The 26173-nt window shown below is 37.9% G+C and carries 37 protein-coding genes; 5 read left to right on the top strand and 32 right to left on the bottom strand.

Annotated features, from left to right (window positions below; translation table 11 throughout):
• Positions 1–73: 73 nt before the first annotated feature.
• Complete coding sequence (locus TW85_RS26385; RefSeq protein WP_202904880.1) at positions 74–244, bottom strand: hypothetical protein; 171 nt, start codon at positions 242–244, stop codon at positions 74–76.
• 202 nt (positions 245–446) lie between these two features.
• Between TW85_RS26385 and TW85_RS17485 the strand changes: the two genes are divergently transcribed.
• Positions 447–1376: a pseudouridine synthase gene (locus TW85_RS17485; RefSeq protein WP_046018423.1), complete on the top strand. Its 930-nt coding sequence runs from the start codon at positions 447–449 to the stop codon at positions 1374–1376.
• 22 nt (positions 1377–1398) lie between these two features.
• Here TW85_RS17485 and TW85_RS17490 read toward each other — a convergent pair whose 3' ends face one another.
• Both TW85_RS17490 and TW85_RS17495 read right to left on the bottom strand, forming a co-directional pair.
• A complete protein-coding gene (locus TW85_RS17490; RefSeq protein ID WP_046018424.1) occupies positions 1399–1914 on the bottom strand; it encodes an adenylate kinase in 516 nt (171 codons plus the stop codon).
• Between the two features lie 204 nt (positions 1915–2118).
• On the bottom strand, positions 2119–3024 hold the full coding sequence (locus TW85_RS17495) for a LysR family transcriptional regulator (RefSeq protein ID WP_046018425.1): 906 nt from the start codon (positions 3022–3024) through the stop codon (positions 2119–2121).
• 173 nt (positions 3025–3197) lie between these two features.
• Between TW85_RS17495 and TW85_RS17500 the strand changes: the two genes are divergently transcribed.
• Positions 3198–4196 (top strand): NADP-dependent oxidoreductase, encoded by a 999-nt coding sequence (locus tag TW85_RS17500; protein ID WP_046018426.1) that lies wholly within the window; start codon positions 3198–3200, stop codon positions 4194–4196.
• Positions 4197–4312: 116 nt separating this feature from the next.
• Here TW85_RS17500 and TW85_RS26190 read toward each other — a convergent pair whose 3' ends face one another.
• The 6 genes from TW85_RS26190 to TW85_RS17525 all read right to left on the bottom strand — a co-directional run bounded on the left by TW85_RS26190 (position 4313) and on the right by TW85_RS17525 (position 8687).
• Positions 4313–4489 (bottom strand): hypothetical protein, encoded by a 177-nt coding sequence (locus tag TW85_RS26190; RefSeq protein ID WP_157196974.1) that lies wholly within the window; start codon positions 4487–4489, stop codon positions 4313–4315.
• Positions 4479–4925 (bottom strand): GNAT family N-acetyltransferase, encoded by a 447-nt coding sequence (locus tag TW85_RS17505; RefSeq protein ID WP_046018427.1) that lies wholly within the window; start codon positions 4923–4925, stop codon positions 4479–4481. Before TW85_RS17505 ends, TW85_RS26190 begins: the two co-directional genes overlap by 11 nt.
• Positions 4926–4997: 72 nt before the next feature.
• Positions 4998–5354, bottom strand: coding sequence for a hypothetical protein (locus TW85_RS17510; RefSeq protein ID WP_046018428.1), 357 nt, complete (start codon positions 5352–5354; stop codon positions 4998–5000).
• Positions 5355–5603: 249 nt separating this feature from the next.
• Positions 5604–6269 carry a hypothetical protein gene (locus TW85_RS17515; protein WP_046018429.1) on the bottom strand — a complete coding sequence of 222 codons (666 nt, stop codon included), beginning with the start codon at positions 6267–6269 and terminating at the stop codon, positions 5604–5606.
• A 302-nt stretch (positions 6270–6571) separates the two neighbouring features.
• A complete protein-coding gene (locus tag TW85_RS17520; RefSeq protein WP_046018430.1) occupies positions 6572–8023 on the bottom strand; it encodes a hypothetical protein in 1452 nt (483 codons plus the stop codon).
• Positions 8024–8336: 313 nt separating this feature from the next.
• Entirely contained in the window at positions 8337–8687 is a 351-nt protein-coding gene (locus TW85_RS17525; RefSeq protein ID WP_046018431.1) for a helix-turn-helix domain-containing protein, read from the bottom strand.
• 184 nt (positions 8688–8871) lie between these two features.
• Here TW85_RS17525 and TW85_RS17530 point away from each other — a divergent pair, with 184 nt between their 5' ends.
• Entirely contained in the window at positions 8872–9879 is a 1008-nt protein-coding gene (locus TW85_RS17530; protein WP_046018432.1) for an MBL fold metallo-hydrolase, read from the top strand.
• Positions 9880–9940: 61 nt separating this feature from the next.
• Here TW85_RS17530 and TW85_RS17535 read toward each other — a convergent pair whose 3' ends face one another.
• The 5 genes from TW85_RS17535 to yiaA form a co-directional block, all read right to left on the bottom strand.
• Complete coding sequence (locus TW85_RS17535; RefSeq protein ID WP_202904882.1) at positions 9941–10378, bottom strand: hypothetical protein; 438 nt, start codon at positions 10376–10378, stop codon at positions 9941–9943.
• 101 nt (positions 10379–10479) lie between these two features.
• Entirely contained in the window at positions 10480–10902 is a 423-nt protein-coding gene (locus TW85_RS17540; protein ID WP_046018434.1) for a hypothetical protein, read from the bottom strand.
• A gap of 99 nt (positions 10903–11001) precedes the next feature.
• Positions 11002–11400: a cytidine deaminase gene (locus TW85_RS17545; protein WP_202904883.1), complete on the bottom strand. Its 399-nt coding sequence runs from the start codon at positions 11398–11400 to the stop codon at positions 11002–11004.
• Between the two features lie 65 nt (positions 11401–11465).
• Positions 11466–11846, bottom strand: a complete 381-nt coding sequence (locus tag TW85_RS17550; protein WP_238326245.1) for an RpiB/LacA/LacB family sugar-phosphate isomerase — start codon at positions 11844–11846, stop codon at positions 11466–11468.
• 101 nt (positions 11847–11947) lie between these two features.
• Complete coding sequence (yiaA, locus tag TW85_RS17555) at positions 11948–12421, bottom strand: inner membrane protein YiaA (RefSeq protein ID WP_046018435.1); 474 nt, start codon at positions 12419–12421, stop codon at positions 11948–11950.
• A 395-nt stretch (positions 12422–12816) separates the two neighbouring features.
• Here yiaA and TW85_RS17560 point away from each other — a divergent pair, with 395 nt between their 5' ends.
• On the top strand, positions 12817–13071 hold the full coding sequence (locus tag TW85_RS17560; RefSeq protein ID WP_046018436.1) for a type B 50S ribosomal protein L31: 255 nt from the start codon (positions 12817–12819) through the stop codon (positions 13069–13071).
• On the top strand, positions 13068–13211 hold the full coding sequence (ykgO, locus tag TW85_RS26010; protein ID WP_009835815.1) for a type B 50S ribosomal protein L36: 144 nt from the start codon (positions 13068–13070) through the stop codon (positions 13209–13211). Before TW85_RS17560 ends, ykgO begins: the two co-directional genes overlap by 4 nt.
• 60 nt (positions 13212–13271) lie before the next feature.
• Here the strand turns inward: ykgO and TW85_RS17565 are convergent, their stop codons facing one another.
• From TW85_RS17565 to TW85_RS26510, 18 genes are all read right to left on the bottom strand, one after another.
• The gene (locus TW85_RS17565; RefSeq protein ID WP_046018437.1) at positions 13272–13736 is read right to left on the bottom strand and encodes a GNAT family N-acetyltransferase; all 465 of its coding nucleotides are present in this window, start codon (positions 13734–13736) and stop codon (positions 13272–13274) included.
• A 60-nt stretch (positions 13737–13796) separates the two neighbouring features.
• Positions 13797–14270, bottom strand: a complete 474-nt coding sequence (locus TW85_RS17570; RefSeq protein ID WP_046018438.1) for a GNAT family N-acetyltransferase — start codon at positions 14268–14270, stop codon at positions 13797–13799.
• 94 nt (positions 14271–14364) lie between these two features.
• Complete coding sequence (locus tag TW85_RS17575) at positions 14365–14796, bottom strand: hypothetical protein (RefSeq protein WP_046018439.1); 432 nt, start codon at positions 14794–14796, stop codon at positions 14365–14367.
• Between the two features lie 130 nt (positions 14797–14926).
• On the bottom strand, positions 14927–15292 hold the full coding sequence (locus TW85_RS17580; RefSeq protein ID WP_046018440.1) for a VOC family protein: 366 nt from the start codon (positions 15290–15292) through the stop codon (positions 14927–14929).
• 83 nt (positions 15293–15375) lie between these two features.
• Entirely contained in the window at positions 15376–15828 is a 453-nt protein-coding gene (locus TW85_RS17585) for a GNAT family N-acetyltransferase (RefSeq protein WP_046018441.1), read from the bottom strand.
• 72 nt (positions 15829–15900) lie between these two features.
• Positions 15901–16434: an SMI1/KNR4 family protein gene (locus TW85_RS25625; protein WP_052702273.1), complete on the bottom strand. Its 534-nt coding sequence runs from the start codon at positions 16432–16434 to the stop codon at positions 15901–15903.
• A gap of 72 nt (positions 16435–16506) precedes the next feature.
• Positions 16507–16725, bottom strand: a complete 219-nt coding sequence (locus TW85_RS17595; RefSeq protein WP_046018442.1) for a hypothetical protein — start codon at positions 16723–16725, stop codon at positions 16507–16509.
• A gap of 176 nt (positions 16726–16901) precedes the next feature.
• Positions 16902–18740, bottom strand: coding sequence for a protein adenylyltransferase SelO family protein (locus TW85_RS17600; RefSeq protein WP_084616414.1), 1839 nt, complete (start codon positions 18738–18740; stop codon positions 16902–16904).
• Between the two features lie 170 nt (positions 18741–18910).
• Positions 18911–19327, bottom strand: coding sequence for a GNAT family N-acetyltransferase (locus TW85_RS17605; RefSeq protein WP_046018443.1), 417 nt, complete (start codon positions 19325–19327; stop codon positions 18911–18913).
• A 113-nt stretch (positions 19328–19440) separates the two neighbouring features.
• Positions 19441–19869, bottom strand: a complete 429-nt coding sequence (locus TW85_RS17610) for a GNAT family N-acetyltransferase (RefSeq protein WP_272947172.1) — start codon at positions 19867–19869, stop codon at positions 19441–19443.
• Between the two features lie 140 nt (positions 19870–20009).
• Positions 20010–20513, bottom strand: a complete 504-nt coding sequence (locus TW85_RS17615; protein ID WP_046018444.1) for a hypothetical protein — start codon at positions 20511–20513, stop codon at positions 20010–20012.
• 35 nt (positions 20514–20548) lie between these two features.
• Positions 20549–21088 carry a nucleotidyltransferase family protein gene (locus TW85_RS17620; protein ID WP_046018445.1) on the bottom strand — a complete coding sequence of 180 codons (540 nt, stop codon included), beginning with the start codon at positions 21086–21088 and terminating at the stop codon, positions 20549–20551.
• 157 nt (positions 21089–21245) lie between these two features.
• On the bottom strand, positions 21246–22133 hold the full coding sequence (locus tag TW85_RS17625) for a class I SAM-dependent methyltransferase (RefSeq protein ID WP_046018446.1): 888 nt from the start codon (positions 22131–22133) through the stop codon (positions 21246–21248).
• Between the two features lie 4 nt (positions 22134–22137).
• The gene (locus tag TW85_RS17630) at positions 22138–22995 is read right to left on the bottom strand and encodes a PEP-CTERM/exosortase system-associated acyltransferase (RefSeq protein WP_052702274.1); all 858 of its coding nucleotides are present in this window, start codon (positions 22993–22995) and stop codon (positions 22138–22140) included.
• Between the two features lie 181 nt (positions 22996–23176).
• Positions 23177–23719 (bottom strand): DinB family protein, encoded by a 543-nt coding sequence (locus TW85_RS17635; RefSeq protein ID WP_046018447.1) that lies wholly within the window; start codon positions 23717–23719, stop codon positions 23177–23179.
• 76 nt (positions 23720–23795) lie between these two features.
• Positions 23796–24143 carry a hypothetical protein gene (locus TW85_RS17640; protein ID WP_046018448.1) on the bottom strand — a complete coding sequence of 116 codons (348 nt, stop codon included), beginning with the start codon at positions 24141–24143 and terminating at the stop codon, positions 23796–23798.
• Between the two features lie 123 nt (positions 24144–24266).
• Positions 24267–25865, bottom strand: coding sequence for a cryptochrome/photolyase family protein (locus TW85_RS17645; protein WP_046018449.1), 1599 nt, complete (start codon positions 25863–25865; stop codon positions 24267–24269).
• Positions 25862–26173, bottom strand: a 312-nt coding sequence (locus TW85_RS26510) for a DUF2256 domain-containing protein (protein WP_238326246.1), incomplete at its 5' end; no start/stop codon positions are given. The genes TW85_RS26510 and TW85_RS17645, both read right to left, overlap by 4 nt.

A 26173-nucleotide genomic window follows, 5' to 3' on the forward strand; every position in this document is an offset into this window, starting at 1 on the left:
TCCTTTGTGAAGTTTTAAAGTTCCATTTACATCATACAAAACATCTTGAGCGCTCTAACTATAAAGATTGCGATTAATCTTTCTTCTCAATACTGATAGCAATATTTTTACTCGAACCTGCAAACCACTTTTGTACATAAATAGAGCCTACAATAGGCGCTTTCCCTTCCTCTGGTACTTCTTTATAACGGACACTATTTTTGGTTTCTTTTTCAAATTCAAAATTAACTACGACACTAGACATAAAGTTTCCTTATTTAATTTTTCGGTTTGAGTTTTCTGCCCTCATAAAATCGCTATATTATTCAGCAAGACAGGAGCAAATTAAGTCAATAGTTCATAAGATAACTATTTGACTCTTATAAGAAAAGTAACAATAACAACAAACCTATTATTTGTTTAAAATACACTAATCAGCTTAAACAGATTTAAAGATGGATTACTCAATGTCAATATCTAAACAGCCTTCAAAACTCAGCTTGCCGCAGGTTAACCCTGGTGTGACGACTGTTTTAGAATATCTGATTATTAAATTCCCCTTTATAGATGCCGCTATTTGGCGACAACGTATGCTTGATGGCAAGGTACATTGGCACGATGGTTCATTAATCACAGCCGAGTCGGCTATTCTGCCCCAACAACGGGTTTACTATTACAGAGAAGTTGAAAACGAACCTAAAATCCCCTTCGAAGAAACGATTCTATTTCAAGACCAAGATATTTTAGTCGCTTATAAACCCCACTTTTTACCTGTGACGCCAGGAGGGATTTATGTGAATGAGTGTTTGCAAAATCGCTTGAGACGTCGCACAGGCATTGAGTCACTCCAGGCATTACATAGATTAGACAGAGTCACTGCTGGATTAGTCATTTTTTCGGTTAATCCTGAAACGAGCCAAGGTTATCATGAGTTATTCGAAACAAGGCAGATAGACAAAACCTATCAAGCCATTGCCAAGATAGACGCGAATGAAAGTCTTATCGATCAAGAATGGCAGGTAAAAAACCGAATTGTGAAAAGCAAACCTAGCTTTCGCATGCAAATTTTAGAAGGTAGCGAAAACAGCAAACAAGCTAATAGCCATTCTATTATTCGTTGTACTCAACAAGTTGATGAATTGGCTTTATTCGAATTAAAGCCAATCACAGGTAAAACCCATCAATTACGTCTTCACATGCAGTCATTAGGCTGGCCTATCCTCAATGATAAATACTACCCAGAATTGGAGCCTCAATCTGCCGATAACTATCAAGCCCCATTGCAACTTCTCGCAAAAGAGCTTGAGTTTATTGACCCAATATCTCAGCAGCCAAGACACTTTATTTATGAGGGCAATTTATCATTAACGCACCCAGCTGCTCTCCTTAAGCATTAATTCAAAAAATGTGCTTTCTAAACTAATTCACATAATGGCTAACAAAACGGTTTAGCTCAGATACGGTTTTGATTATATGCACTGTTTGATGACTAGACCTTGCCTTAAGAGCATTTAAGAAATCATTATTCCAAAACTTTGGACACAATCGTAATGTTTTATAGCTTTGTATTGAGCCCTTTATGACTGAACTCCCCTCAGGCCAGCCTTCAGGTTTCACTACGACACCTTTCAGCATCCGCTTGGTCACAAACCAATAGCTAGATAAGTAAGGAAGATCGATATAAACCAAGGTATCTGCTGCATCTAAACGCTGTTTAAATGCGCCCATTGGACCAAAACCATCTATTATCCATGTTTCAGATGAGAGTATCTCATCATGAGTTTTATCAAAGATTCCACGCTCTATCATATCACCGTTTTTTTGATAGAGGATTGAATCTAATTGATACAAAGGGATGCTCGTCGCTAAGGCTAGAGACTGGCTTAAACGTGACTTACCACTTCCGGGCTTTCCAAATACGGCTATTTTTTTCATGTTAATTCCTACAAAAGAGATTAATCCCATGAGGTAGAAACAAAAAAACCCACCTCATGAGGTGGGTTTGATAAGTTATATGCATCAAGTATCCACCATTCCTAAGGAATGGTAATAATTCGTACCTGCTGCATATCAAGATTCGTTTTCATCACCTCATATTTATATATTAGAAATTCCTTGTCAACAACTCTCTAAAGAGACTCAATAATGCCCTTTAATTCGCTCGACTAAAAAATCTACCGCAACTTTAATTTTAGGTACCTTATAACGCTGTTTTTGATATAGGAGATAAATCGCCAAACCCGGTTTCTGGGTAATGCTCACTTGAGGTTGAATATCTAGCTCAACCAGTTCCCCTCTTTCTACGTAAGGTTTTAAGATCCAACGAGGCATCATAACGATACCTTTCCCTTGTACCGCTTTATCAAGTAACCATTCATCCGCATTACTGATTATCACAGCAGGTGCAGACACATCACGCCATTGCCCTTCAATTTCACATAACCAAGGGTGAGGACCAGATGGCATGCGGTAGTAGATCCCCTTATGTTGAGGGAGCTCTAATGCAGATTTTGGCGTTCCCATTTGCGCTAAGTAGTCAGGTGATGCAACGGGGTAAAAGGTGTTATCAATCAAAAGTAAAGCCACGACTCGCTCATTAGGTGCATGACCGCCACGTATTGCTATATCAACTTCATCGTAACTTAAGCTTGCTAACTCATCACTTAAACTTACGTCTAAAATTAAATCAGGATACATCTCACTTAATTCATCTAATAGAGGCAGCAGAATACGCTCACCCACACCCGGCATAGCGCTAATCGTAAGCTTACCGCTTGGCACAGTCTGATAACTTTTCACTACCTCATTACTTTTCTCTAATTGATTAAGCACTTCGCTGACTTGCAGATAATACTCACGGCCCACCTCAGTTGGCTGAACCACGCGCGTTGTGCGCTTTAACAATGTTGCCCCTAGGCTTTCTTCTAGATCTGAAATACGACGAGACAAGGAAGAAGACGGCACAGAAAAAAACGCTGCGGCTTTACTAAAATTGCCTAACTCAACAATTTTAACAAAGTATTTTAATGCCCTGAGTTGATCCATTTGTTTTACACCTACGTTATTTGCCCATCAATTAATGTCTTTTAGACAATAAAGAAAGCTATTTTAGACCATATATCTATCAAAAATTATAACTTAGCATACCTCTATTGCTTCAACATTGCTTTGTTTTAGAAAAGTGATGAATACAAAAATGACTCTTTAGGATAACTATTATGACTAGCTATAAAGCGATAAATCTTAACAAACACCTTGTTACAGGCCCGATTACTCCAGATTTTTTCCAAGCAGTGCAACTAGAAAAGCCAGTTGTAAAAGAAGGCGAATTACTGGTTAAGCAAAACCACATGTCACTGGACCCAGCCATGTTTGGTTGGATGAACGCAGATACTGGAAGCTATATTCCTCCAGTTGAACTTGGCACAGTCATGCGCAGCTTTGGCATTGGTGAAGTGATTGAATCTAACCACCCAGATTTTAATATAGGTGATCGAGTAACAGGCATGATGGGATGGCAAGAGCTCTACTTAAGCAATGGAGAAGGACTAGATAAGGTTGATGCCCCTCTTCCTGATGCAGATGTGCTATCTCTCTTCGCCCTTCCAGGCTTAACAGCGACACAAGGGCTATTTAATGTGGGTCAACCTAAAGCGGGTGAAACACTTGTGGTAACGGGTGCAGCAGGCTCTGTTGGCTCTATTGTTGGTCAACTTGCTAAGGCAGATGGATTAAATGTTATTGGCATTGTTGGAAGCGATGAGAAGGCAGACTGGATAGTTCATGAACTTGGCTTTGATGGCGCGATTAACTACAAATCTGATGATATTGATGCACAACTAGCAAAATTAGCACCTAAAGGCATTGATCTATTCTTTGAGAATACAGGTGGTCCAATCCAACACCATATTTACAATAGAATGAATGAACATGGTCGTATTATTGTCTGTGGTTTGATTGCAGATTATGAAGCGGGTGAACCACAAGCGGCTCCAAGCTGGTCAAATATCATCAAGAAGCGATTAAGAGTCGAAGGTTTTGTCATGACAGATCACTTCCAAAATGCACCTGCTCTGTTAGAAAAGTTCGCCCCTTATGTTATGGAAGGCAAAATCAAGCACAGGTCACATGTATTAGAAGGGCTAGAGTCAGCAATGACAGGACTAAACCTTTTCACAACAGGTGAAAACAAAGGCAAGTTGATTGTCCGCTTATAATTGAGAATTAAAAACTCAGGTAATATTTAGTCAAATATTACCTGAGTTTTTTACCAAGGTTTTAAGGTGAATACCATCAAGTTTTTCTAACTCAAGAAACGTTAGAAATGGGTCTCCTAAAAAGCCAGGGAACCTGCGACATCAAGGTCTACACAAACAGTGCTGACTAAAATAGGCTTAAAAACAAAAAGGGATTCAAGAGTTTTATACTCCTTTAGCAACATACAAGCCTGACGCCGACTTTTAGTTCCGCTTTCAAGATAAGCAATATCTTTCCAATTTTTAATCTGCATACATTTTTATACTCATTACCTTATGATTTGGCTCACTCTCAGTATCCACTTCATCCCAACCTATATCCTGATATAGCTGAGGCACATTCGTATAAGCATATAAGTATGCTTGCTTAAACAAACAGGCCTTATTCACTCCCGCTCGAATAAGGTCTTTAGCCAAGCCTTTACCTCGCTGTTCTGGTTTAACAAATACCGCGTTAATCCAAATAACCTCAGCTTCACGATTTGGCTCTTTGAATCGAGAAAAAGCCAAGCCACCAACTAATTCATTATCCAATGTTGCAACAATGACAGCTGGAAAATTTGAACTCTGGTTATAGTCATTGTTAAGTTGAAAATCGGACCATTCAGACTGAAATAAACACTCTACTTCATCTAAATAAGGAGAATTTTTCTCTATCTCTCTAATTTCAAACTTCTCTCTTTGAGTCATATACTTTCTACTTAAGTCGTTGAATAGGACGAGTTGCTTCACTCTTGCTATAGCAGTCTTTTAAGATACTTATTACGCAATAAAGACAAACACACTAACCAATAAGAAAACTATCCAAGATAAGTGTTTGCCTTTAGAAGCAAAAAGAGCCACTAAGCTGTGCGCTAAAAATGTCACACTAATTATCTCACTAATAGATAGAAGGTGGTTATCTGGGTTAGCAAGATAAACAAGTATCGCAGCAAAACCAAACCAGGCCAGTGTCGTTAGATGCCAAGCAAATCTCAGAGTATTTTTAGTGAAACCGGTACCTCCAAATAACTTGGGGAGATTACCTCTTTTGAACAAACGTTGCAGTATGTATTTTTCACCTAAAAATGAATGAACACATCCAATGAAAACCAATAAAAAAGCACCTATGTAGAGCATATTTCGTCCTTAATCTAAGCTGTCATTCGCAGGTTAACCATTAAAGCCCATTGATATTAACACAGTTAACATAAATTAAACCAAGTACTCTGCGATAAAAGCAGGCAAGAGGTGAAACTATTATTGATGGTTCACGAAACAATATTAAGCGTTTAAGAGAAGAACATAGGACTATGAGTAGTATGTTGAATAACGCCAGAGCAAAAAAGCCTTTTTACTCTGGCGTCTGATGAGATAAAAATAGATTTTTTAATTTAAAGATGTGACAGAATCACCAGAATCTATCCAAGGCGTACCTTCCAATTTTGGATATCCCTCAATGAAAGAGACTTCAGCACCTGTATCATTTTTAATTTGACGAACAATATCTAGAAAAGTTTTCTCAGTCCATTCTTCTGGCGTACCAACCATAGCGCTACTAGCCATGCGACTTAGCTCCATAAAACCACCCTCTTTTTTAGAAAAAGTGGCATATAGGTCCAAGTGGTAACCTTCTTGATATGGGAATAAACATGCTGTCAGTTTTAACTCAGATTGGCCTGAAATAGAGCGGGTTGCATTCGCTGTCCAAGAAGCTTTATCACACGTTGCGATTTTGAAGCCAAGTTGCCCGCCACCTCCTGACATAAGTGCACCAAGCTTAGAGCCTTCAAAAGGGTTTACTAAAGTGAACCTATCTGCTTTAACAGGTAACTCTCCAGAAGTAGGAATAGGTCTTGCTTCAGTTGCATCATGTACATTACGACCAAGACCATTACTAGCAGAATCAGCGACTGTATAGCGGTCGGCCTGAGTTTTAATATCAAAAATACGGTAGTACTCAATGGTCTTAGTTTTTTCAACTAGAGCATTATTCATTGTTCCACAGCCAGTTAAAGCTATAAAAGCAAACGACAAAGCTAATGATTTTTTCATAACTACTTCTCTCCTTGAGGTATTAATGCTTTGTTTGAAACATAACAATTTTCAAGGTCATTCTACACAGTTAAGCAAAACCCACAAAACAAAAAATATATATTTATCAATCGGTTAATGTAAATAAAAAGTAAATTGTAGGTGAATAAAATTCAGTTCATAGATTGTATTGATTAAACTCAATGACTCGGTCGCTTTTTATACAGCACATGTTTATTTGCTAAACAAATCATAGTAAGCATAAAAAAACCACTTTAGAAAAAGTGGTTTTAAATGATGGTGTGGGAGAGTAACTAAACTAGCTAAGTCGCTGAAGTTGGTTCGTTAGCTAATAAAGCCTTCGCTTTTGCTTCTTCTTTCCTACCCGCGAGCCTATTTAGGTGCAATCCAGAAAGCGTCAGCGCAATACCTGTAATAGAACCAATAAAGGCTAAAGATCCAAACCAAATTAAGCCGACTAAGGTTAAGGTATCTTTCTTAATCTCTTTATAATGGGTCACGTTATCAACATAAGAGGCCATACGATAAATCTGGTTCGATAGAGCAAGTGTATTGGTTTCGCTCTCTACAACACGAATATCAAAACGTAATTGATTATTCTCTTTTTTAAGGTCATTGATGTAACGCTTTTGTTCAGCAAACGCTTTATTTATCGAGCTAAGCTGCTGGTTTAAGCGACCCAAAGCAGTATTCTTCTCTTTCTCTAACTTTGCCTTATGTGCCGATAAGCTAGAATCACTGGCAGAAATCGCTTTAACATATCTATCATTAATGTAATCGATATTTTCTTGTTTTTGACTAATCATATCCTGCTTGAGGTTCAGCAAGTCAGCATAATAGCTATCCAAGAATTCAACAGATTTTACATCAAGTGTTTTCTCTTCCCCTGTGATAGTTTTATCATTGATATTGGCGAGTTGATCCTCGGCGTAACGTATTTTCTCATCGTATTCTCGCTTCACCTGGTTAGAAGTAAAAAAGTTACTCTCTTCCACAGCAACGTCTTTCTCAGCTCTTAACGACTCAATTTTATCTAACAGTCGCGTTCTTTCTTGCTGCGCGAGATTAACGGAGTCTTGGGATCGTGTCAGAACCGTTTGAAAGCGCTCTTCTTTTTTCTCTGATAACTCTTTTAATAAATCAGATTTTTCGACTTTAAGCTGAATCAACTCTTCTCGCGCGGTATCAAGTTGAATCTTAAGGCCTGACGCTTCTTTTGAGAGGTTTTTATTCGTTTGAGCAGCAGACGCAAACTTCTCGTCGAAATTTTTAGCAATCACATCCCTGCTCACATTAATGCTCTGTGTTTTGGACTGATAATCTTCTAAGGCCAAAAGAATGTTTTCTTCATTAACCTGAATCTTATTTTCAATTTCACCAATTGAGATTTCGTTTAAATTGATTTGATTGTTAATTGATGAAAACGCCCTTTCAAAACCATTTAATAGGGTTTCAAAGGTAATAATACAAAGAAAACTAATGATGATGAGATACATCAAAAAAGATTTCTTAGCGTTCCACAAACCAATCACAAATGGAATTTTGGTCAGCTCAACCAGCGATATCATCACAAAGGGTGCAGATAAGGTAAGTTTACTTACCAGATTATCGCCATCGACAAGAAGAGATACCGAAATACAAAGGCCTATAAAGACAACAATTAGCTCGACTATCCAAGCGATCTTACGCAGAAAGCGGCTGTGTTTATAAAGGGTTTTAATATCGTTATCGAGGGAGGCGTTAAGATTACTCATGCCGTTAATGACTACCTTGTAAATTAAGAGCGATTAATAAGAGTTTGGGCGCATAAATAACAATTTGCTTGTCATGTCAGAATGTTTAAACACTGATAAGAGAAGTAAGAATCTCGTGTTATCAAAAAATAAGCTAGGCTCCAAGCCTGATTTTGAGAACATTAAGGCGCACGACATTATGTGAGCCTTCATGACATGGGTCAATATCTGAACCTATGATTAATTTTACGAATTATTATTAAACGTAACTGTTATGTTATTAATCTTGCTATAAATTTATAAATAGCAAATAGGGTATTAAAAGCAATAAGGCTTATTTTAACGCCTGCTGTTTTTGTCCCCAGTCACATAACATATCAAGAATGGGTCTCAGCTCATCAGACAAAGGCATGCTTTTGTATTCAACTTTAGGAGGCACCTCTGGATAAACCTTCCTAGAAACTAAACCATCTAACTCCAGCTCTCTTAATTGTTGAGTCAGCATTTTTTGCGTGATTTTTGGAATACGCTTTTTAAGCTCGCCAAACCTGAGCGTCTGATCTCTTAGGTGAAACAGGATAATCACTTTCCACTTGCCTCCAATCACATTCATTACCGACGTCATAGGACAAGCTACTGAACTAATTTCATTTTTATTTTCTTCTAACTCATTGTTTTTATTCATAGGTTACCTTCACCATACTAGCTTACAAATTTGTGCTTACTTGTTATAAATGCTTATCAGCCATACAGTATACAAATGAAACTAATGGTTAATTTAGATACTTTGATCACTTTATCATACTGATAATCTAACAACAAAATATCGAAATTTACTTGAGCATTAATTTAATTTGGAACAAGCGAAAATGATCAAAAGCAAAATAGCAATAATCGGCACATTAGCACTTTCTTTAACAACAACGGCCTTTGCTAATGGCTTCACTTATAAGCCCCCATCCACAACAGAAATTGCCATACATGGCCAAAAAGTAGCAGGTACTCATAAGGAACGTTTTACTAAAAATTTTGAAGTCCAACGATTGAGCGAAAGCGTCTATTGGGTCTCAGTTGCTAATTATAATGTGACTGTTCTAGTCGGTAATAAGAGTGTTTTATTAATTGACGTGCCTCATGGGACAGGGCAAAAGTTATTACAAGCGATCTCTTCAATCACAGATAAGCCACTAACGGCTTTGGTTTATTCACACGCTCATGCGGATCATATTGGTGACTCAGGCATCATCCAAAGGGCTTTAGGTGATAATAAGCTTGATGTTTATGGCACAGCAGAAGTAAGAGATGCATTAAAGTCTCACAAGGTGAGCTTACCTCTTCCCGTTAATAAAATTATTGACGATGGCTTTGTGTTTGAAGGTCAATACATTAAGACATTCACCGATTTAAATGGCCACACTCAAGATAATACCGCGTTTTTGATCGAAGATAATGGCCGTAAGATCATTCACGCCATCGATTTGGTTCATCCAGATCAACTAGAATTTAGAAGTTTTTCCAATGTAGAAGATGCTATTGCTTACAAGAATGATATCAACACCTTAATGAATTTAGATTGGGATGTGATGGTAACAGGACACAGCAATATTGGTTACAAGGCCGATGTAAAATTTGTCCAAGATTACATTGCTGATGTACAAAGCGCTATTCACCAAGGTTTAGGTAAAGCCAGCTTTGCACAGCATTTTAAAGGAGAGTCCCCTTTCTCTTGGTATGCAGGTTACACCAATGAGGTAATAGATTTTGCTTTAGCTAAAATGGCTGAGAAATACAGAAAAGGAAGAGAAGAAGAGTTCGATATTGTCGCTAGATCCCATGTAAGAGTCGTGTTTTGGGCTATGTTTGCCAGAGCCTTATAAGCAAAACTTTTAAGCATACTTTATGGCCTAAATCAGAAATATCCTGATTTAGGCTTTTTAGTTACTTTTGCCCGATATGATTAGATAACATCACTAATAACTTAAAAATATTAAGCAGTCTCACACCCAGCCTTAATGGTTTTTTATTATCTTTAATGTTTATTGCGGCTTTAATTACGGAGATTTTGGCGTAAATATTTTCGAACATTCGTTGCGTATCCCAGCCATGATATCGCTCTAACTGTTTAACACCTCTTGTACTTTCAGAGCCAATTTTTGAGCGCTTTAGCGCATTAAAATTAAAACCTTCAGTCAAAGCATGCCTAAATGCAGAATCCTTTAACTGCGGGATAAGCTTAAGATAACCAGATTCAGTTTCAACATATAAGCGAATTAGCTCTATATTTTCCTGTAGTTCCATTGCAAGGGTTCTTTTGAGTCCGCGATTACCCGCAATCCATTTGTATAAAGAGCTACTTATCTTTTCAGCACTATTCATAGCTACGAACGCGTCTTTTACTACCACTCTACCCCCTGTCATCCATTAATCAATTTAGCTACTAACCTACTAACTTAAGTAAAAGCAAATTATTAGGCGACTTAAGCCCATTTAGTTGAATCTGGCAACTTGTATCCAAGCCCATAAATATGGCGAATTAATTGACCTTCATGCATGGTTTCATATTCCAACAAGCTAACTAAAAGCTCATCTCTGGCTTGTGTCCAGTTATCAACGGCTTTTATAGATTGCTCGAATAGCATCTTAGAGGAATTTAATGCATTAATAATCTCTTCTAGATTATCATCACTCTCTAATGAACAAGAAAAACCATCCCAGACACCTTTGCAAAGTGAGCGAGAATAGCTTTCTCTAGCACCAACAATACACCACATATGCTCACCAACTGACTTACTCTTAGCAATGTCTAATTGCTGTGTTAGCAATTTAGTCTCTATATTTTCCATTATGTCTAAAATTGACTGAAAGCGTGATTCAATATTCTTTATAACGGTATTTCTCATCGTCCCTGACTCCTTAGATTCGAATAAATAACGAAATTCAACATGCCATCGACACTTGCTTGCTAGGGCAAAACTCACTTTTCTGGAATGAATACCTGATTATGCATTAAACCCCTCGATAATATTCCCCCAATAATAAGGTTGCACTTGACCAAGAGTTTTAGGCAACCAGTGACTAGGGTTGCTCGGGTCAGGTACTGCGACTTCAACAGAGCGCCCCCAAATTGCAAGACGCTCTTGGCAAATACCATAAGGAGTTAAAATGATAAATTTATCTTCTGGTGTTGAGCGTGAAACACACACAGAAGCAGTCACCCTAAGATTAAGACGATTAGCCTCGCAATAAGCGCCAGTTTCATGACATAAATTGTCTATTTCGTTATGTGTATCGAAACAGACACTTGTCAATATCTGACCATCTTCAGTATAAACAGCAACAGCGCCAGCATAGCCTGTAGGAAAGCGAGCTAAGGCTTGATTGATTGCCGCATCAACCAATTCCTTGATCTAGTTTCATTATTTACACCAAAGCCTCTTGAAGGAGGCTATAAAGTATTTAGTTATTAGCAGGAAATTTTATCGACTCTGCGCTGATGTCTGCCACCTTCAAAATCTGTGTCTATAAAGGTTTGAACGATTTCTTTTGCTGTGTCTAGTTCAATAAACCTTGTAGGTAATGATAAAATATTTGCATTATTATGAGATCGAGCTAATTCAGCCACTTCAGGATTCCAAGCGAGCGCGCAACGTATACCTTGATGTTTATTGACTGTCATGGCAATACCATTTCCGCTACCGCATAAAATAATGCCAAAATCATATTCACCTGCCTCGACAGCCAGTGCAACAGGGTGAACAAAATCTGGGTAATCACATGAATCAGAGCTGAAAGGCCCAAAAACTTTTGTGTTAATGCCTTTATTTTTTAAATAGCCAACGAGCATTTTTTGTATTCGAACCCTGCGTAATCGCCACCTAATGCAATTTTCATAGTTTTAGAACCTTTAAGTTAAGAGAGATGAAACATACAGACTGATTTAAAGCGTTAGTCAGCAAGAGCTTCATTTGCTTCTAAAGGCGTATTGGTGATTTGTTTAGTATCAGAAGAGACTTCAACATCATTATCTAAGTCACGTACATTTTTTTGAACAGTCACAATAGAAAATAAGCTGAGTATAAAAGCCATAACATAAAAGCCTTTTTCACTTAACGCCATTTCAGCATTAAAAAGACCGATACCTAATAAAGCAATTGAACTACAAAAAGCTGCCCAGCACATGCCAACAAATACTTTTGTTGTCGGAAGGCCCTCTTGCTTATCTCTTACTGTCTTTTGCAAAGTAACTGACGAGAACAAGGCTAAAATATAAATAGCAAAGTAATAACCTTTTTCATTCAACATTATGTCTGCATTCCATAGACCGAGGAGATAGCCACTAACACCGATAGCAAGGGCTCCCCAAGTGGCAGAAATGTAAGCGGATGTTGGTCTTGATACTTGCTGCGACGCTGTTTTCATTTTTACATGATCCCTATGTAAATAGTTTTTATTCACCTCTTCATATGGCGGTGAGGCAGTTTAAGGGGCAAGATATTAATAGATTTTGAGCTTAACATCTCCTGAACACCGCTCACTTCGCATGTAAGTTATAAACTAACTCATCAGGCTGCTCTTTCATCAGCGGCGATTAAACTTGCTTAATTAGCAACTCAAGGATGAATTTTCTAAGCACGTCATATCAAGCCATGTCTATTACCCTCTACTTTTTTAGATTCGGCTTGGCAAATCAAATAAGAATCAAAACTCGTTTTACTGATTTCAAAAGTCAAAATCACACTTGATAATAATTATCATTTGCACCTTTAAGATAAAAATGAGAATATAATGTTATAACATAACATCACGAGGTAAAGATGAAACCGAATATCCACCCTAAGTATCAGAAAGTTGTTTTCCACGACACGGTGGCAGACACCTATTTTGTCATTGGTTCTACGATTAAAACCGAGCGAACCATTGAATACCAAGGCAGCACTTACCCTTATGTCACTATTGATGTGTCCAGCGTCTCACACCCTTTTTACACAGGTGAGCAACGTGCTACACAGAAAGATGGCCGAATTTCTAGGTTCAAGAATCGTTTTGGTAATATTAGGGGGAGATCATGAAAGTATTAAGTTCTTTAAAGAGCGCAAAGAAGCGCCATCCAGATTGCCAGGTCGTAAAACGTCGCGGCCGCACCTTTGTAATATGTAAATCAAACCCTAGATTTAAGGCTGTACAAGGGACAAGTAAGAAGAAGCGTTAATCAGTTTGTGATTAATATTAAGAAGATAAGTGTCTCAGTTTTAAGGCACTTATCTCTCATTCAGATAGCAGAGTGACTGAAACTCTCCAACTCCTTCTTCATGAACCAGCGAGAATGCTCAGGAGGATATTGATCTGGCTTGTTATGAAGCTCTCCAAACACAGTAAAGCCTAATGAATCATAAAAACGCTTAGCTTCCGGATTTGAAGTATCAAGCCATAAACTATGGCACTCAGAATTTCGTGCCTTTTCTTCCGCTTTATCCATCAAAGCCCGACCTATGCCACAGCCACGAAAGTCATCTTTGACCCAAACCACTTTGACTAAAAACCAACCATAGGATGTGCTAGCAGTCAGGCCGCCAATCAATTCTCCCGCTAAATTTTTTGCAGTTAATACAAAGCTTACATTGGTCGATTGAGGCAAGTCATTACTCAGGGAAGTTAAAAGCGCCGCCTCAATCTGTTTACCTGCCTCATCATTCCCAAGAGAGAATTGAATATCCTTAAATTGAGTATTTTGCATAGCCAAACCTATATAAGTGGATTATAAATTAACGCCTAATATAGAATCTCTTACACTAGGCTAATCAGTGATCTTTCCCACCATAATGTACTGAGGGCCCGCTTCACCGCCTAGGTATTGCTCACCCGTATCTTCAAATCCCCCTTTTAAATAACACACTTTTGCACCAGGGTTCTTACAATTTACAGTGAGATATATGAGATCAAATTCTGAATAACTTTGTTTTAAATAAGGAAAAAGCGCTTTAACGGCACCAGTACCTATCCCCTTCCCTTGCTGATTCACATCGATAACAAAGGCTCTTAACCCCAATGCATTTTGTTGGCAGAAGGGGTAATTATCAGAATAAGCAGTATCTATTTTAAAAAAACCAACCAGCACATCATCATGTTTAATGACATGTAAATGAATGGAGTCAGAGCCATCTTCAAGAAACTCTTCTGCCGTACCTGCAAATTTCACTTGCTCATCCGCCAAACTCACCTTTTTAACATCCTCAAGGTGCGATTCATTTAATTTCTCAATTGTTATCATTCCGTTTCCTTACTATTCAAAATTGTATAGAGATTGATAATTAACGGTAACAGTTTCAAATCTGTATTTGTCGAATTGACTTAAGCGCTTTCTATTAAGCACTTCTTAAATATAATTTAGAGGTGATAAATGCTGCGACCAAGGTTTCAACTAAAGCAAGTGGCAAAACAATAAGCAGATAGCTCCAGCTTGAAAGGCCCATATTTGCTAAACCTACCCAAAATAGTAAAAAGAAAAAACACCAAGACATGAAACCACTGATTAAAATTGACTTAATATTGTTTCCAAAGGCTTTAGCGCAAAGCCAAAAGAGAAAGACATATAAGGCAGTTAGTAAGGTATCCCATACGCCCCAGATTGCAAAAATACCCCAATTCATATCTGCAACATTTGGCACAATCGATAAGTAATCATGCATCTCTGGTCTAACGAGCACAAAGTATCTAAATACTTCTGATGCATTTACCCATAAACTCACTAAGATAGTAATGACAATAAAGTCCTTAGTATTGAAATATTTTTCCATCTAATATTAATCCTAATCACATTTTTTGGTTTAAATAAGACCTTGCTAAATTGAATAAATTCATTGTCCCTAATGTATTTATTCTAAGGTTTAACGTTTAAACAAAAACCTGCTTTGAGGGCCAAATTATTTACTCTCCTTCATGACACACCATTTCAATATTGTGTCCATCAGGGCCAATCACAAACGCAGCGTAATATTGGCCGCTATAATTAGGTCGTATACCCGGTGCGCCATTATCTTTAGCGCCCGCTTCTAATGCTAAGCGATGAAAGTCGTCAACTTGATTTCGGTTCACAGCGACAAACGCCAAGTGTAAGTGCGAAGGTACCTCTTCTACTAGGCGAATACATAATGAAGACTTTCCGTCTGTACTGATTTCAATGCCCAGCGCTCCTTCAGAAACATACTCTAAGCCAATAGGTTCTAATACCTTAAGATAAAAGCTTTTGCTTACTTCATAATTACTCGCACTGATTACAACATGGTCAAACATATTGCCTCCATAAAGACGTCTTAGAAAAGTACTAATGCTTCTATCATTCGAATATCACTTGGTTAGGTATTGGGTATAAGATTTTAGACTGATTCAACTCTTTGAGTGTAATGATCAAAAGCAGTTACCTTAGTGTAACCTTCAGAAATATATAACGATTTCGCCTCAATATTATCAACGGCTGTAGCAAGTTTTACGGTAAAGGCGTCAGTGTCTATGGCAAATTGCTTTACATGTTGAAGCAGTGATTTGGCAACACCTTGCTTACGTGCGGATTCATTCACAAACAAGTCATTTAAATACCACATACGCTTCATAGCAACAGATGAGAAAGATGGATAAAGTTGAACAAAACCAAGAGGTTTATCAGCACCTGAATAAGCAATAAAAATAACAGAGTCTGAGTTATTTAGCCTTTCAGATATAAAGGCCGTAGATTCAATTAAGTTTTCTTTTTGTCCGTAAAATCGCCTATAAGCATCAAACAAGCTAGCAACATCATCTAGCTCACTCGATTTACATTCTATTATCTTCATTTAAACATCCTTATTTTAATTGTATTTTTCTGGCTGAATAACCATTAGAAAAATACATTTTCAACACTATTTTTAAAACACTATCTCTTTTTCATCAATAACAAATTCAAGTAATTCTTCCAGGTTACTTGCAATTACCGAACGGTCATCAAACTCATGATAAAATGAAACTATTTCGCCTGTTTTTAGATCAAGAACGCAGTAATCCCCACCGCCATTATGAAGAAATGGCACCCATTCAACTTTCCACCAATTGGGGTCATCAAAATCATAACCTATCATAGAATCTAGCATTTCTTTAGTGCTAATCACTTCGCCAATAGACATAAACATAAAGTTATCAATAAAATTTTCATAACAATTATCTCTTTGCCCATTTCTCCATGAATACAAACGTCTAAACTCTTTTGGGAATTCAACATTATATGTTTTTTCTAAATTATTGAGCTGTTTTCGTCTTACTCCTCGATTTAAATGAAAATAAACTTCAGGTTTATTATGCTTCAAATAATAACCAAATTGATAAACAATACTGTCCTTATACTCCCAATATGTAAGAAGGAAGAGCAAAATAATCGCTGTACTTACTAAAATTAAAATAGGCATGTAGCTAACTCTAGCTCCCTAAAATCCATATTTGTTGAATTATCGCGTCCAAAATTTTTTATATTTATTCAATCAGTCATCATCTTGCATCGGGATGGTGTGCTTACCTGAATCAAGCCCAACTAGCCTCTCAGCGATGTTTGCTTTATCCTCATCCGATATAGAAATAGACTCGTCAGATGGATCAAAAAAGTGTTTATCTGTTGAAGCATCAAACTTTATTTTTCCAAGTATGTCGCCATTCGTATTAATGCAATCTAATTCTTGCTGGATTGGCCAAAAAAGCACCATCTAAAACCTCTTTTAAAACGTGTCTTAAAGTAAAAATAATCCCAGATAATATTCAACTCTAAGACACAATACAATTTATCAAAATTGTCGTTATTATTAGTTATGACTATTTATATATGTTTGTTCTAACGCTTTTTTTAAATTAACAACAGCACCTTATTTAACAGAAATCACACTTAAGAAGAACAACTAAGGTGAGACACACCGCCTAACGCAAAGAATTGCGGTGGCTTCAATCGGTAATATTTATCCTCTACTTCCTGTGATTGTTCTGCATAAGGTTGCGTCATCACTTCCTGTAACTCATGAATGAGGCTGTAATCACCCATTGCAGCTTGCTGATAAGCAGGCACAACTAACCACTCTCTCAAAATGTATTTGGGGTTAACTAACTTCATTTGAGTAGAAATCGCTTCAAGAGAGTTTGAAGAAGCAGAGTTAGCATCAAGAGAATGATTGAGTAGTGCTTGCCATTTAGCTAGCCACTTAGTCCAACGCTCGTCCATCTCTAAGCTTTCTTTATCTTGCGCAGCACCAGTGTAAAAACTCTTCTTAAGTGGGCTAATATCCTCAGGAATAGATGAAAGCTCACGGAAGAAAATAGTGTAATCAACTGGCGTTTGCATCATAAGAATCTGCACTTCGTTAAGCACTTCTCTAAACTCTTTTTTAAGCTTAGCTTTAGACTCATCTTTAACGTCTTCTTCCAGCTCTATCGATAGAAACCCAAGACCTAGCTTACTCGCCCACATTCTTTCCATCTGCGTTTGTATTTCTGCTGGAAAGCTCGTTTCTATGTCATTAAGCGTTTGCAAAAACTCAGGATATGATTCAAGCAAAGGCCTTAACGCCGAGCAAAAAGAGCCAAAGTTTTTCTGAGCTGCATTAGTTTGATTCATAAAGGAAAAATGTTGTCCTCCCCCAGTCCAAGGCTGGTAATACGGGTGGAACACATCGCAAAAACCAAAGGGGCCATAATCCAGGGTAAAGCCACCAGCAGCACAATTATCACTGTTAAAGTTGCCCTGACAAAAGCCAACACGAATCCAGTTTGCTATTAAAGACATGAGACGTGTACGAAACTCACGGGCAAGTATGACAACTTTTTCAGGGGTTGAGACTTGCTTATCAATAACATCCGCGTACTCACGATCAATCAAATGTAATACGATTTTTTCAAGCTCTTGCAATGCCTGTGGATGCTCGTCTGCACGAGCACGACGAGCAAAGAGCTCAAGCTGCCCTACCCGTAAAAATGAAGGCGCGACTCGTGTCGAAATCGCAACCACTTCAGAAACAAGTCTATCTGGATCTTCTGAGCGTGAACCTTCTGAATACCAAGGTCTATCAACCGTTTCTGATTTAGAGACATAAAAGCTTAAAGAACGAGATGTGGGGACACCCAAAGCATGCATATTTTCTTGCGCTAAAAACTCACGAACGCTAGAACGTAAAACCGCACGTCCGTCTGCCCCACGACAATAGGGTGTCGGGCCACCACCCTTTAACTGCATTTCCCAACGTTTGCCATTAATCACAGCTTCAAGCACAGATACCGCCCTACCATCACCATATCCGTTACCAGTACGAAACGGACACTGCTGAGTGTATTCGGTGCCATAAATAGAAAGTGCGTAACCCGTCGCCCAACCAAACTTTTTCATAGGTTCAGGCACTTGAGACACATCACCAGAGAACATCCCCATAAAAACAGGGTCTTGAGCTAGACTGTCAGCAAAACCAAGTTCTGAGAAAAACTGCTTACTGTGCCCTATATATTCTGGGTCTTGAATGGGTGTCGGTTTAACCGGGACATAATGCCCTGAAAAGACTTGACGCGGATAATGATCATCCCCTGTTTCAGTTGCTTCTGGGTCACAATTAAGTGAATCCATCAGTGAATAATCTGCTAACTTGGCAAGGTCCCCAAGGGTTGAAATAGGTGTAGAGGAATCAAGTGTCGAATCAGCCGCTGTATTAGCTGAAGAGTGTGTCTGAGGCTGTCGGTTTGTCATAGTGTTGATACCAAGGCTCGTATACTAGCGTTTCAAGATAATAAATTTTTATAACGAGTATCTTACCTTGTTATTGATATCGATTTTTAGTTTTGTACGTTTATTTTCTATCTATCAGCCATTCCCTATTAAGATGGAATAAGCAACGAAAAAATATTCAGAAATATTTCTTATAAATGTTTTTGATAGAATATCTTATCGACGCCCGCTTTGGGGTAATCAGCAAATCGACCAACTTCTTGATATCCAGCCGATTCATAAAATTCAGGCGCTTGAAACGAATAGGTATCTAAAAACATATTAATCGCACCTCGCTTTATCGCTTCTTGCTCCATCAACTTAAGCACCTGTGTGCCATAGCCTAAACCCCGTAAAGGTTCTGATAACCAAAAGTATTTCAGATGAAAAGCAGTAAAGATTAGCTTACCAACCGCCCCTCCTAATACACATCCACCCTCATTTCGATAAAAGTAACCTAATGAGGTTTCATCAAGATCAGGAAAATAGGGTTCGTTGAATGCTGATAAGCCGTTATAAATATCAGAGATCTCCTTATCAGAAGGCGATACGATCAAATCTATCTTCATTTATTCTCACACTAATACAGAAAACGCTTATAGAAAAATGGATACTTATCGCTCACCAAAGGCGTCAGTATCATTCATAGTCATCACGCGGGTCGCACCGCTTGAGCAAAGAGTCAGGCCGACTCATACACCTTAGGCTGATGTAACTCCATAAAGGTATCTGGCGATGCTAATGCTTTAAAGCCGAACTGTTCATATAAACCGTGAGCATCACGTGTGGCTAAGGCCATACGACGTAAGCCTTGTAGTTGAGGATGCGCTAAAATCTGTTGCATTAAGCGCTTACTCAAACCCTTACCTCGATGCTCATCTAAAATAAATACGTCCGCCAAATAGGCAAAAGTAGCGGAATCCGTCACCATTCTAGCAAAGCCGATTTGATCCCCAGACTCAGTAAACACCCCAAAACACAGTGAATTTTGCACTGCCTTTTTCATCGTTTCAAAAGGAATGTTTTTAGCCCAATAGGAGTTTGCAATATATTCATGAATAACGGATAAGTCCATATCAGTATATTCGCTGCTGATTCTATAACCTTCCACAACCTGTTTCCTTCATTCAAATTGAGATTCTAATAATAGCGCTACTCTACACTCATTATTAAATGGTTCAAACTAGGCATGAAAGAAAGTAATAACAACCAGCTATTCTGTAATATTATCGATGAGGGATTGATTAACAATCACACACAAGCTTCAATGTATTTTATTGCTGGATCAGTCCCGAATCTAAAAGATGTGACGATATCATCAAGGGTTTCAAAGATGATCCCATTTCCATTAGATAAACTCACCTCAATATATTCACCTCTTTCAAAGTCATAAGGATGAACTCTAATCTTTGGATTTTTATAAGCGGACAATATATCTTTTTTAGATGACTCGACGGTAACACCTCTTTGTGTAAGCACTAAATTTGATCGAACCTCAATTCTTACAACAACCTCTGATAAAATCATAAAAATAGGAAGATCAGCATTTTGCGTCGGGTATAGGTGATAACAGTCAATGTCTTCAGTTTCAAATTCTAATTGATAAGCGATTTTATCAGACTCATAGTCCTTAAGCGTATGAATAGCCTCAGCAAACGGCATTCCAATATTTACCCCCCTAAAAGAATCATCAGATAAAGACATAGCATGGGAAAAGTGGCTGATTAAAAAAATTGTTATTAGAAACTTACGCATAGTTTTCCTTGTAAATTTTCCCTCATAGACCCTTTTTACCATGGCACCTTTCTTAAAGATGGCCACTTAACCAACCAAGACTTTGAATTTATACGACCTTCAAACTTCTCTCGTGAGCTTTTAGAATTATACGTAATCTCATAATTAAATAATGACTCAAAACCAAATGCAGAAATACACTCAAAATGATCCATGCTAATTTGCCGAATGCCAACCGCTGTTTCTTTTTCTGGCCAGTGACTCATCGCATCCAAAGAGCTTTTATAAGGGGGGTGTCCATTAGATCTATGCATATTAGCTTGATTTCGAACTTGCCAATTTAGGTCTGGCATACTCTTTATAAGCTGGGATTCATAGGCTAAATAGGTATCAACGTCTGGCTCGTTTTGGTCAAAATAAATCACATCGACATCATTTAATGGTGTTGGCGTTTCAAAGCCATGTAAAGAGTCCCAAACTAGGTTTCGGACAAAACCCGCGGCAATGTAGCATTGGGGTAAACCTAGCTGATATACACAATCTAAAGCTTTTATCCTAACAAGATCTTGCTTGATTAATCCTATGATTCTTTCCATTTTCATCCTATGAAAAGTGAAGTGATAGAGTTATAACTTTGATGTTATCCGGTATTTTTTGCGATAGATAATTCTTCTTTCCTTAAGTTTAAATAAGCATCATTAAGCTTGAGTATATACACCTAAGTAAAGGAAGCGTTCTATTTAGCGAATAAAGTCAGCGTCTAATTTTAGATAAAACCACGTACTCGCCATGGTGTAGTAATTGATTAAGTGGCTGTTTAATAAATTCTTCCACCATCTTATTCGTATCTGACTTAGAGATTAACTCGGCATTAACCGTCGAAAGAAAAGAGCTCATGTCCTGGCTAGCAAGGGTAAACTTAAGTGGCTCCCCTACTGCTTTTAAATAAAAAGAAAGCAGGCGTCGCATATTATTTTTGCTTGAATATGGCGGCTCCAGACTCGTAAAACAAAACATACACGCTTGCTGAGTTAATTTCGCCATAGACTCAAACAGCAAACGTATGTCGTTTTCACTCAGATACATGAGTACACCTTCGGCAATGAAAAGTGTATTTAATTCAGGATCAAAATCAGAGTATTGGCTCAGCTCCTTTTGCAAATTCTGATGACTAAAATCCACTTCAAGAAAGTGAAAATTCTCTGAATCCACAGTATTAACTAATGCCGCTTGCTTATATTGACTGGTGCTTGGGCGATCTATCTCAATAAAATTAACCTGTTTATATTTGCTGTGTAATTGCCACAATAAACAATCAAAACCAGCACCTAGATTCACAATCTGAGTGTAGCCATCAGCAATGGCCTGTTCAGTAATTTGCTCAATTTTGGACTTTCTTAAAGCGTAATGAAGTCTAATCCCCGGCAATAAAGCCCATTCTTGCACATCTGCGATTCTATGATACAAAGCACTATTGCACTGAGTCAGCCGCTTAGTGCCTTCCTGAGACATAGATAAGATTTTTTGGGCGTTTAAACGCGTTTCCTCACTTACTAAATACTTGTGGTTGGAGTACAACCCCACATAAAGCAAACCTTGCAAGACAGTAAACGCTGTTGAACTAACAGATTTTTCACTCATTACTTTACATACCTAAAGTGAACAGATTATTTTTTGAGTGGGTATGGTCCAATTGCTCAGTCAACTCCATTCCCAGATGACGATATAGCTTTCTAAAACCAACAGGCATACGTTCAGCCATATCAGAGACCCTGCAATAAAAAGGCGCTCTCATCCCATGATACTGTATTTTCGGACCAACTTGCTGAAGCGAAAACCCAAGCAGACTCAGCTTTTTAGCTAACTTAGGCTCCATCATGACAAAAACATGATCGATATTATTCATTCGACAAATATTACCTGCAGATAAATACAAACCAACGGCAATTAACGGAAAAGTACGCATTTCTTTTTCTGTAAATTTATTAACATCGATACCTGTATCAGTGGCTAAGCCTTGGTATTTATCGTGTTTTCTTCGACGAAACCTAGGGTTAACCGCCAATCTAGAGACTTCACCTAATTGATCACGCGGAAAGTCACTAGGCTTAATTTCACACTGTTCTAATAATTCTTTGCAATGAACCTCAATTGGCAGTAAATCAGATTCATCTTTTGAATGTACAATACGCACAGTACCAGCACAGTCTTGGCTGGAGGTATGCTGAATAAGACAATGATAAGCGTGATGATCCATCTCATCTCTTTCTGTCTTATCAGATTCCAAAGGAAGGAAGTTCATTTCTTCACAATACACCAAATGGCGAAGCTGCTGGCTCACCGCTAACTCGTCACTATCTTGGACAGCAACAGGGGCTAAGTATTGATTAAAATGCTGTGACAGTTGATCCGATTTATAAGCCACAACAGCTTTTTTAACGGACTCAACTAAAGGCTTCATGAAGGAGGAGCGAGCTACTTTTTTTACCAATTTAATAGTCATCGGTACCTACTATCTATTCTTATAATTTTAATTAGACAATCATTATATAAGAATATATCACACCATTTGAATAAGACTCACTTCCATTTTCTGTGAAAGAGAAATGAAAAAGGCGTATTCAATTAATAACCTACTTTAGAGAAAAATTGCCATTCTGCTTTTTACTAAATCTCTATATTAGTTAAATCCGTGCCCCTTCTGGCACTATCATAGGTAAATCAGTACAACCAAAGTCCAGACCAAACTGACTTAACAAGCAAGTTAGCTGCCCTCTATGATGGGTTTGATGATTAAATATGTGCTGGCAAAACTCACCCACTGTCCTTTCAATCAATTGCCCTTCGGTCGTTGTGTAACTGACTATTTGGTTACAGTTTTCAGCCGTGAAATTGTTAGTGATATCAATATAGATTGAGTCAACTAAGTCTCGTAGCTGGACAAGCTCATTCAAATTGGATGCAAAAGTATCAGTAATCGATTTAGACGTAGGTAATCTATCCAGTACTGCTGCGTCCACTGAAACCAACTGATTTGCGATTAGACGCTGAAGCATAATCAAATCACCAAATAAAATATGATTCCAATGAGCCATAATCGTAGGAAAAAATGTGTTAGTTTTCTGGTTTAACCTCTCATGAGACAGCTGACGACACACATCTAATAATTGTTTATTCATTCGCTGATTATACAGCGCTAACATCCTGAAATTTGAGGATAAATCCATTTGCTCTCCTAAGCATTCAACACTTTATCAAAACAGCGACTCTAAAATACACTCAACACTTCCTTAGTTTAATACACTACTTTAAATACTCGGAAATTCGAGCTTCATAAATGTCAGGGTCGTTAGCAATAGCATCTTCCAACCAACGTATTCCTAACTCATGTCTATCCGCTAACGTAATCTTATCAAGGTCATCATCATGTATAACAAAAATCACATCAGCCCTATCGCCCGTTTCTTTTACCGCTTTACCATTTTCGATATCAGGCAAGGTGTAATAGGTTTCTAAAAATTGAATTCTTGCCTTACAACGCTCTAGGAAAAATGTCTCAAAATTAACGACATCCTCCTTTTCAACAGATACTCCGTGTATGACACAAGCTTGAGTAAACTCTTTTTTTACTTTGCAGTTGCTAATCGCCATTTTCCCTAATTCCTTTATGACAGGCTCAAATAAATCAGTAAAATAAACAAGACACCTATTCTAATTGATTTTAAATAAGGCACGCATTCAATTTTTTCTCATTTGGTTTTCTAAGATTCGCTTTTATAGATCATCCAAATGACTCAAATAGTACTCAGCCTGAGCTAACACAACCGCTTGATCTTGTTCTGATTTCTTTCGCCAATTTGCGTAAACCATATTTGTGCGAGGGTTTCGAGAAAATGCATCTTGATGACGGGCCATAAAATGCCAATACATTGAGTTTAATGGACAAGCGTCATTACCTACTGTTTTACTCACCTTGTAATGGCAGTCGCCGCAATAATCGCTCATTTTATTAATGTAATTTCCACTTGCTGCATAAGCTTTAGAGCCAACAATGCCACCATCAGCAAATTGGCTCATGCCTCGAGTATTGGGCATCTCCACCCATTCAATAGCATCAATATATATCCCTAAATACCAGTTATCGACCTGATCTGGCGTAATACCAGCAATCAAACAAAAGTTGCCAGTGACCATCAAGCGCTGAATATGATGAGCATAAGCGAAGGTTAGCGACTGATTGATAGCATGATGCATACAGGACATGCGTGTATCCCCCGTCCAAAACCATTTAGGCAAAGAACGATTCGCATTAAGATGATTGTGCTTTGAGTATTCAGGCATATTGGCCCAATAAATACCTCGCACAAACTCTCGCCACCCTAAAATTTGTCTGACAAAACCTTCAATTTGAGCAAGGCTAATTAAGTTATGATTTTGTTGAAAATAAACGATGGCCGTATCAATCACCTGTTTAGGGCTTATTAACTTGCTATTTAGCGCAAAAGAGAGCCTTGAATGATATAAGCTCCAACCCTTATCTTCACCTAAAAAGCTTAATTTACCTGTCATAGCGTCCTGATATTTACCGAAATTCGGTAAACAGTACTGACAAAAAAAGTGAAGAAGTTCGACCGCTTGTAACCGTGTGACAGGCCATAATAAAGACTTTTCAGCTTTCCCTATCGTCGGTATTTTATGGCGATTAATACGCTTTAAAATATCACTCACGTCATTGGCAAAGACCAGAGGTTCTGGAATATCAGCTAAATCCGTTTTTTTCAGTTTATTGCGGTTATCTTGATCAAAATTCCATTGTTGGCCAACTGGTTCCCCTGCTTCCATTAACACATCAAATTTAACTCTAAGTTTTCGATAAAAGCTTTCTAATCTATGACGTTTTCCCGACGAAAAGTAATTCGATAATGCTTGGTCTTCTAGGTAGAAATGCTCACTTTCATAGGGAGTTGCCACTACTTTATGGTGAAGTGCCAGCTGCTGATGCGAAAGCGCCTTTGAGAAATTAGCTAACTGCTGTCGTAAACGGTATTCATCGGGTAATTGATACTCAAACCGTACAATTTCATGTTTGGATATCAGCTCAGATAATAAACTGGGTAAATCAGGATAATGAGCGGTGTCATCAAGAGTTAAGTACTCGACTTGATGCCCAGCTTGGCTCAGCGCTTTAGCAAATGCCTCCATGGCAGCAAAAAAGGCGCAGATTTTTTGTACATGATGTGTCGTGTATGTAGCCTCTTGATATAACTCAGCAATTACATACAAAGTATCGTCATTTTTATCACTAAACCAAGAATGACTGGCATTGAGTTGATCACCTAAGATGAGACGCAAACACTTGTCGTTATGACTCATTTCTTACCTGAAGCATCATTACTTTCAATTATCGATTGTCTTTCATGACGACAACGTTTAGAGCAATACTTGACCTGCTCCCAATTCTTTTGCCACTTTTTTCGCCAGCTAAATAAGCGTTTACAGGACTGGCAGACTTTTTGTGGTAAATGCGTTTTACGGTGCTTCATATAAATAAGATTTGCTGTCGATATATACAAACCAATACGCATTGTTTCGCTGATTAGTTCACTAATAAGGGATTTATAGTGACGAAAGGAAAATATATTAAATTCTACATCCTTGAGAGGATCTTTAATAAGACATAT

This window comes from Marinomonas sp. S3726 (assembly GCF_000967665.1).
GTDB lineage: Bacteria > Pseudomonadota > Gammaproteobacteria > Pseudomonadales > Marinomonadaceae > Marinomonas.

Excerpts from the sequence above, each read along its gene's own strand:
- TW85_RS26385 (WP_202904880.1), bottom strand. The coding sequence starts at position 244 with ATGTCTAGTGTCGTAGTTAATTTTGAATTTGAAAAAGAAACCAAAAAT.
- TW85_RS17485 (WP_046018423.1), top strand. The coding sequence starts at position 447 with ATGTCAATATCTAAACAGCCTTCAAAACTCAGCTTGCCGCAGGTTAAC.
- TW85_RS17490 (WP_046018424.1), bottom strand. The coding sequence starts at position 1,914 with ATGAAAAAAATAGCCGTATTTGGAAAGCCCGGAAGTGGTAAGTCACGT.
- TW85_RS17495 (WP_046018425.1), bottom strand. The coding sequence starts at position 3,024 with ATGGATCAACTCAGGGCATTAAAATACTTTGTTAAAATTGTTGAGTTA.
- TW85_RS17500 (WP_046018426.1), top strand. The coding sequence starts at position 3,198 with ATGACTAGCTATAAAGCGATAAATCTTAACAAACACCTTGTTACAGGC.
- TW85_RS26190 (WP_157196974.1), bottom strand. The coding sequence starts at position 4,489 with ATGCAGATTAAAAATTGGAAAGATATTGCTTATCTTGAAAGCGGAACT.
- TW85_RS17505 (WP_046018427.1), bottom strand. The coding sequence starts at position 4,925 with ATGACTCAAAGAGAGAAGTTTGAAATTAGAGAGATAGAGAAAAATTCT.
- TW85_RS17510 (WP_046018428.1), bottom strand. The coding sequence starts at position 5,354 with ATGCTCTACATAGGTGCTTTTTTATTGGTTTTCATTGGATGTGTTCAT.
- TW85_RS17515 (WP_046018429.1), bottom strand. The coding sequence starts at position 6,269 with ATGAAAAAATCATTAGCTTTGTCGTTTGCTTTTATAGCTTTAACTGGC.
- TW85_RS17520 (WP_046018430.1), bottom strand. The coding sequence starts at position 8,023 with ATGAGTAATCTTAACGCCTCCCTCGATAACGATATTAAAACCCTTTAT.
- TW85_RS17525 (WP_046018431.1), bottom strand. The coding sequence starts at position 8,687 with ATGAATAAAAACAATGAGTTAGAAGAAAATAAAAATGAAATTAGTTCA.
- TW85_RS17530 (WP_046018432.1), top strand. The coding sequence starts at position 8,872 with ATGATCAAAAGCAAAATAGCAATAATCGGCACATTAGCACTTTCTTTA.
- TW85_RS17535 (WP_202904882.1), bottom strand. The coding sequence starts at position 10,378 with ATGAATAGTGCTGAAAAGATAAGTAGCTCTTTATACAAATGGATTGCG.
- TW85_RS17540 (WP_046018434.1), bottom strand. The coding sequence starts at position 10,902 with ATGAGAAATACCGTTATAAAGAATATTGAATCACGCTTTCAGTCAATT.
- TW85_RS17550 (WP_238326245.1), bottom strand. The coding sequence starts at position 11,846 with ATGCTCGTTGGCTATTTAAAAAATAAAGGCATTAACACAAAAGTTTTT.
- yiaA (WP_046018435.1), bottom strand. The coding sequence starts at position 12,421 with ATGAAAACAGCGTCGCAGCAAGTATCAAGACCAACATCCGCTTACATT.
- TW85_RS17560 (WP_046018436.1), top strand. The coding sequence starts at position 12,817 with ATGAAACCGAATATCCACCCTAAGTATCAGAAAGTTGTTTTCCACGAC.
- ykgO (WP_009835815.1), top strand. The coding sequence starts at position 13,068 with ATGAAAGTATTAAGTTCTTTAAAGAGCGCAAAGAAGCGCCATCCAGAT.
- TW85_RS17565 (WP_046018437.1), bottom strand. The coding sequence starts at position 13,736 with ATGCAAAATACTCAATTTAAGGATATTCAATTCTCTCTTGGGAATGAT.
- TW85_RS17570 (WP_046018438.1), bottom strand. The coding sequence starts at position 14,270 with ATGATAACAATTGAGAAATTAAATGAATCGCACCTTGAGGATGTTAAA.
- TW85_RS17575 (WP_046018439.1), bottom strand. The coding sequence starts at position 14,796 with ATGGAAAAATATTTCAATACTAAGGACTTTATTGTCATTACTATCTTA.
- TW85_RS17580 (WP_046018440.1), bottom strand. The coding sequence starts at position 15,292 with ATGTTTGACCATGTTGTAATCAGTGCGAGTAATTATGAAGTAAGCAAA.
- TW85_RS17585 (WP_046018441.1), bottom strand. The coding sequence starts at position 15,828 with ATGAAGATAATAGAATGTAAATCGAGTGAGCTAGATGATGTTGCTAGC.
- TW85_RS25625 (WP_052702273.1), bottom strand. The coding sequence starts at position 16,434 with ATGCCTATTTTAATTTTAGTAAGTACAGCGATTATTTTGCTCTTCCTT.
- TW85_RS17595 (WP_046018442.1), bottom strand. The coding sequence starts at position 16,725 with ATGGTGCTTTTTTGGCCAATCCAGCAAGAATTAGATTGCATTAATACG.
- TW85_RS17600 (WP_084616414.1), bottom strand. The coding sequence starts at position 18,740 with ATGACAAACCGACAGCCTCAGACACACTCTTCAGCTAATACAGCGGCT.
- TW85_RS17605 (WP_046018443.1), bottom strand. The coding sequence starts at position 19,327 with ATGAAGATAGATTTGATCGTATCGCCTTCTGATAAGGAGATCTCTGAT.
- TW85_RS17615 (WP_046018444.1), bottom strand. The coding sequence starts at position 20,513 with ATGCGTAAGTTTCTAATAACAATTTTTTTAATCAGCCACTTTTCCCAT.
- TW85_RS17620 (WP_046018445.1), bottom strand. The coding sequence starts at position 21,088 with ATGGAAAGAATCATAGGATTAATCAAGCAAGATCTTGTTAGGATAAAA.
- TW85_RS17625 (WP_046018446.1), bottom strand. The coding sequence starts at position 22,133 with ATGAGTGAAAAATCTGTTAGTTCAACAGCGTTTACTGTCTTGCAAGGT.
- TW85_RS17630 (WP_052702274.1), bottom strand. The coding sequence starts at position 22,995 with ATGACTATTAAATTGGTAAAAAAAGTAGCTCGCTCCTCCTTCATGAAG.
- TW85_RS17635 (WP_046018447.1), bottom strand. The coding sequence starts at position 23,719 with ATGGATTTATCCTCAAATTTCAGGATGTTAGCGCTGTATAATCAGCGA.
- TW85_RS17640 (WP_046018448.1), bottom strand. The coding sequence starts at position 24,143 with ATGGCGATTAGCAACTGCAAAGTAAAAAAAGAGTTTACTCAAGCTTGT.
- TW85_RS17645 (WP_046018449.1), bottom strand. The coding sequence starts at position 25,865 with ATGAGTCATAACGACAAGTGTTTGCGTCTCATCTTAGGTGATCAACTC.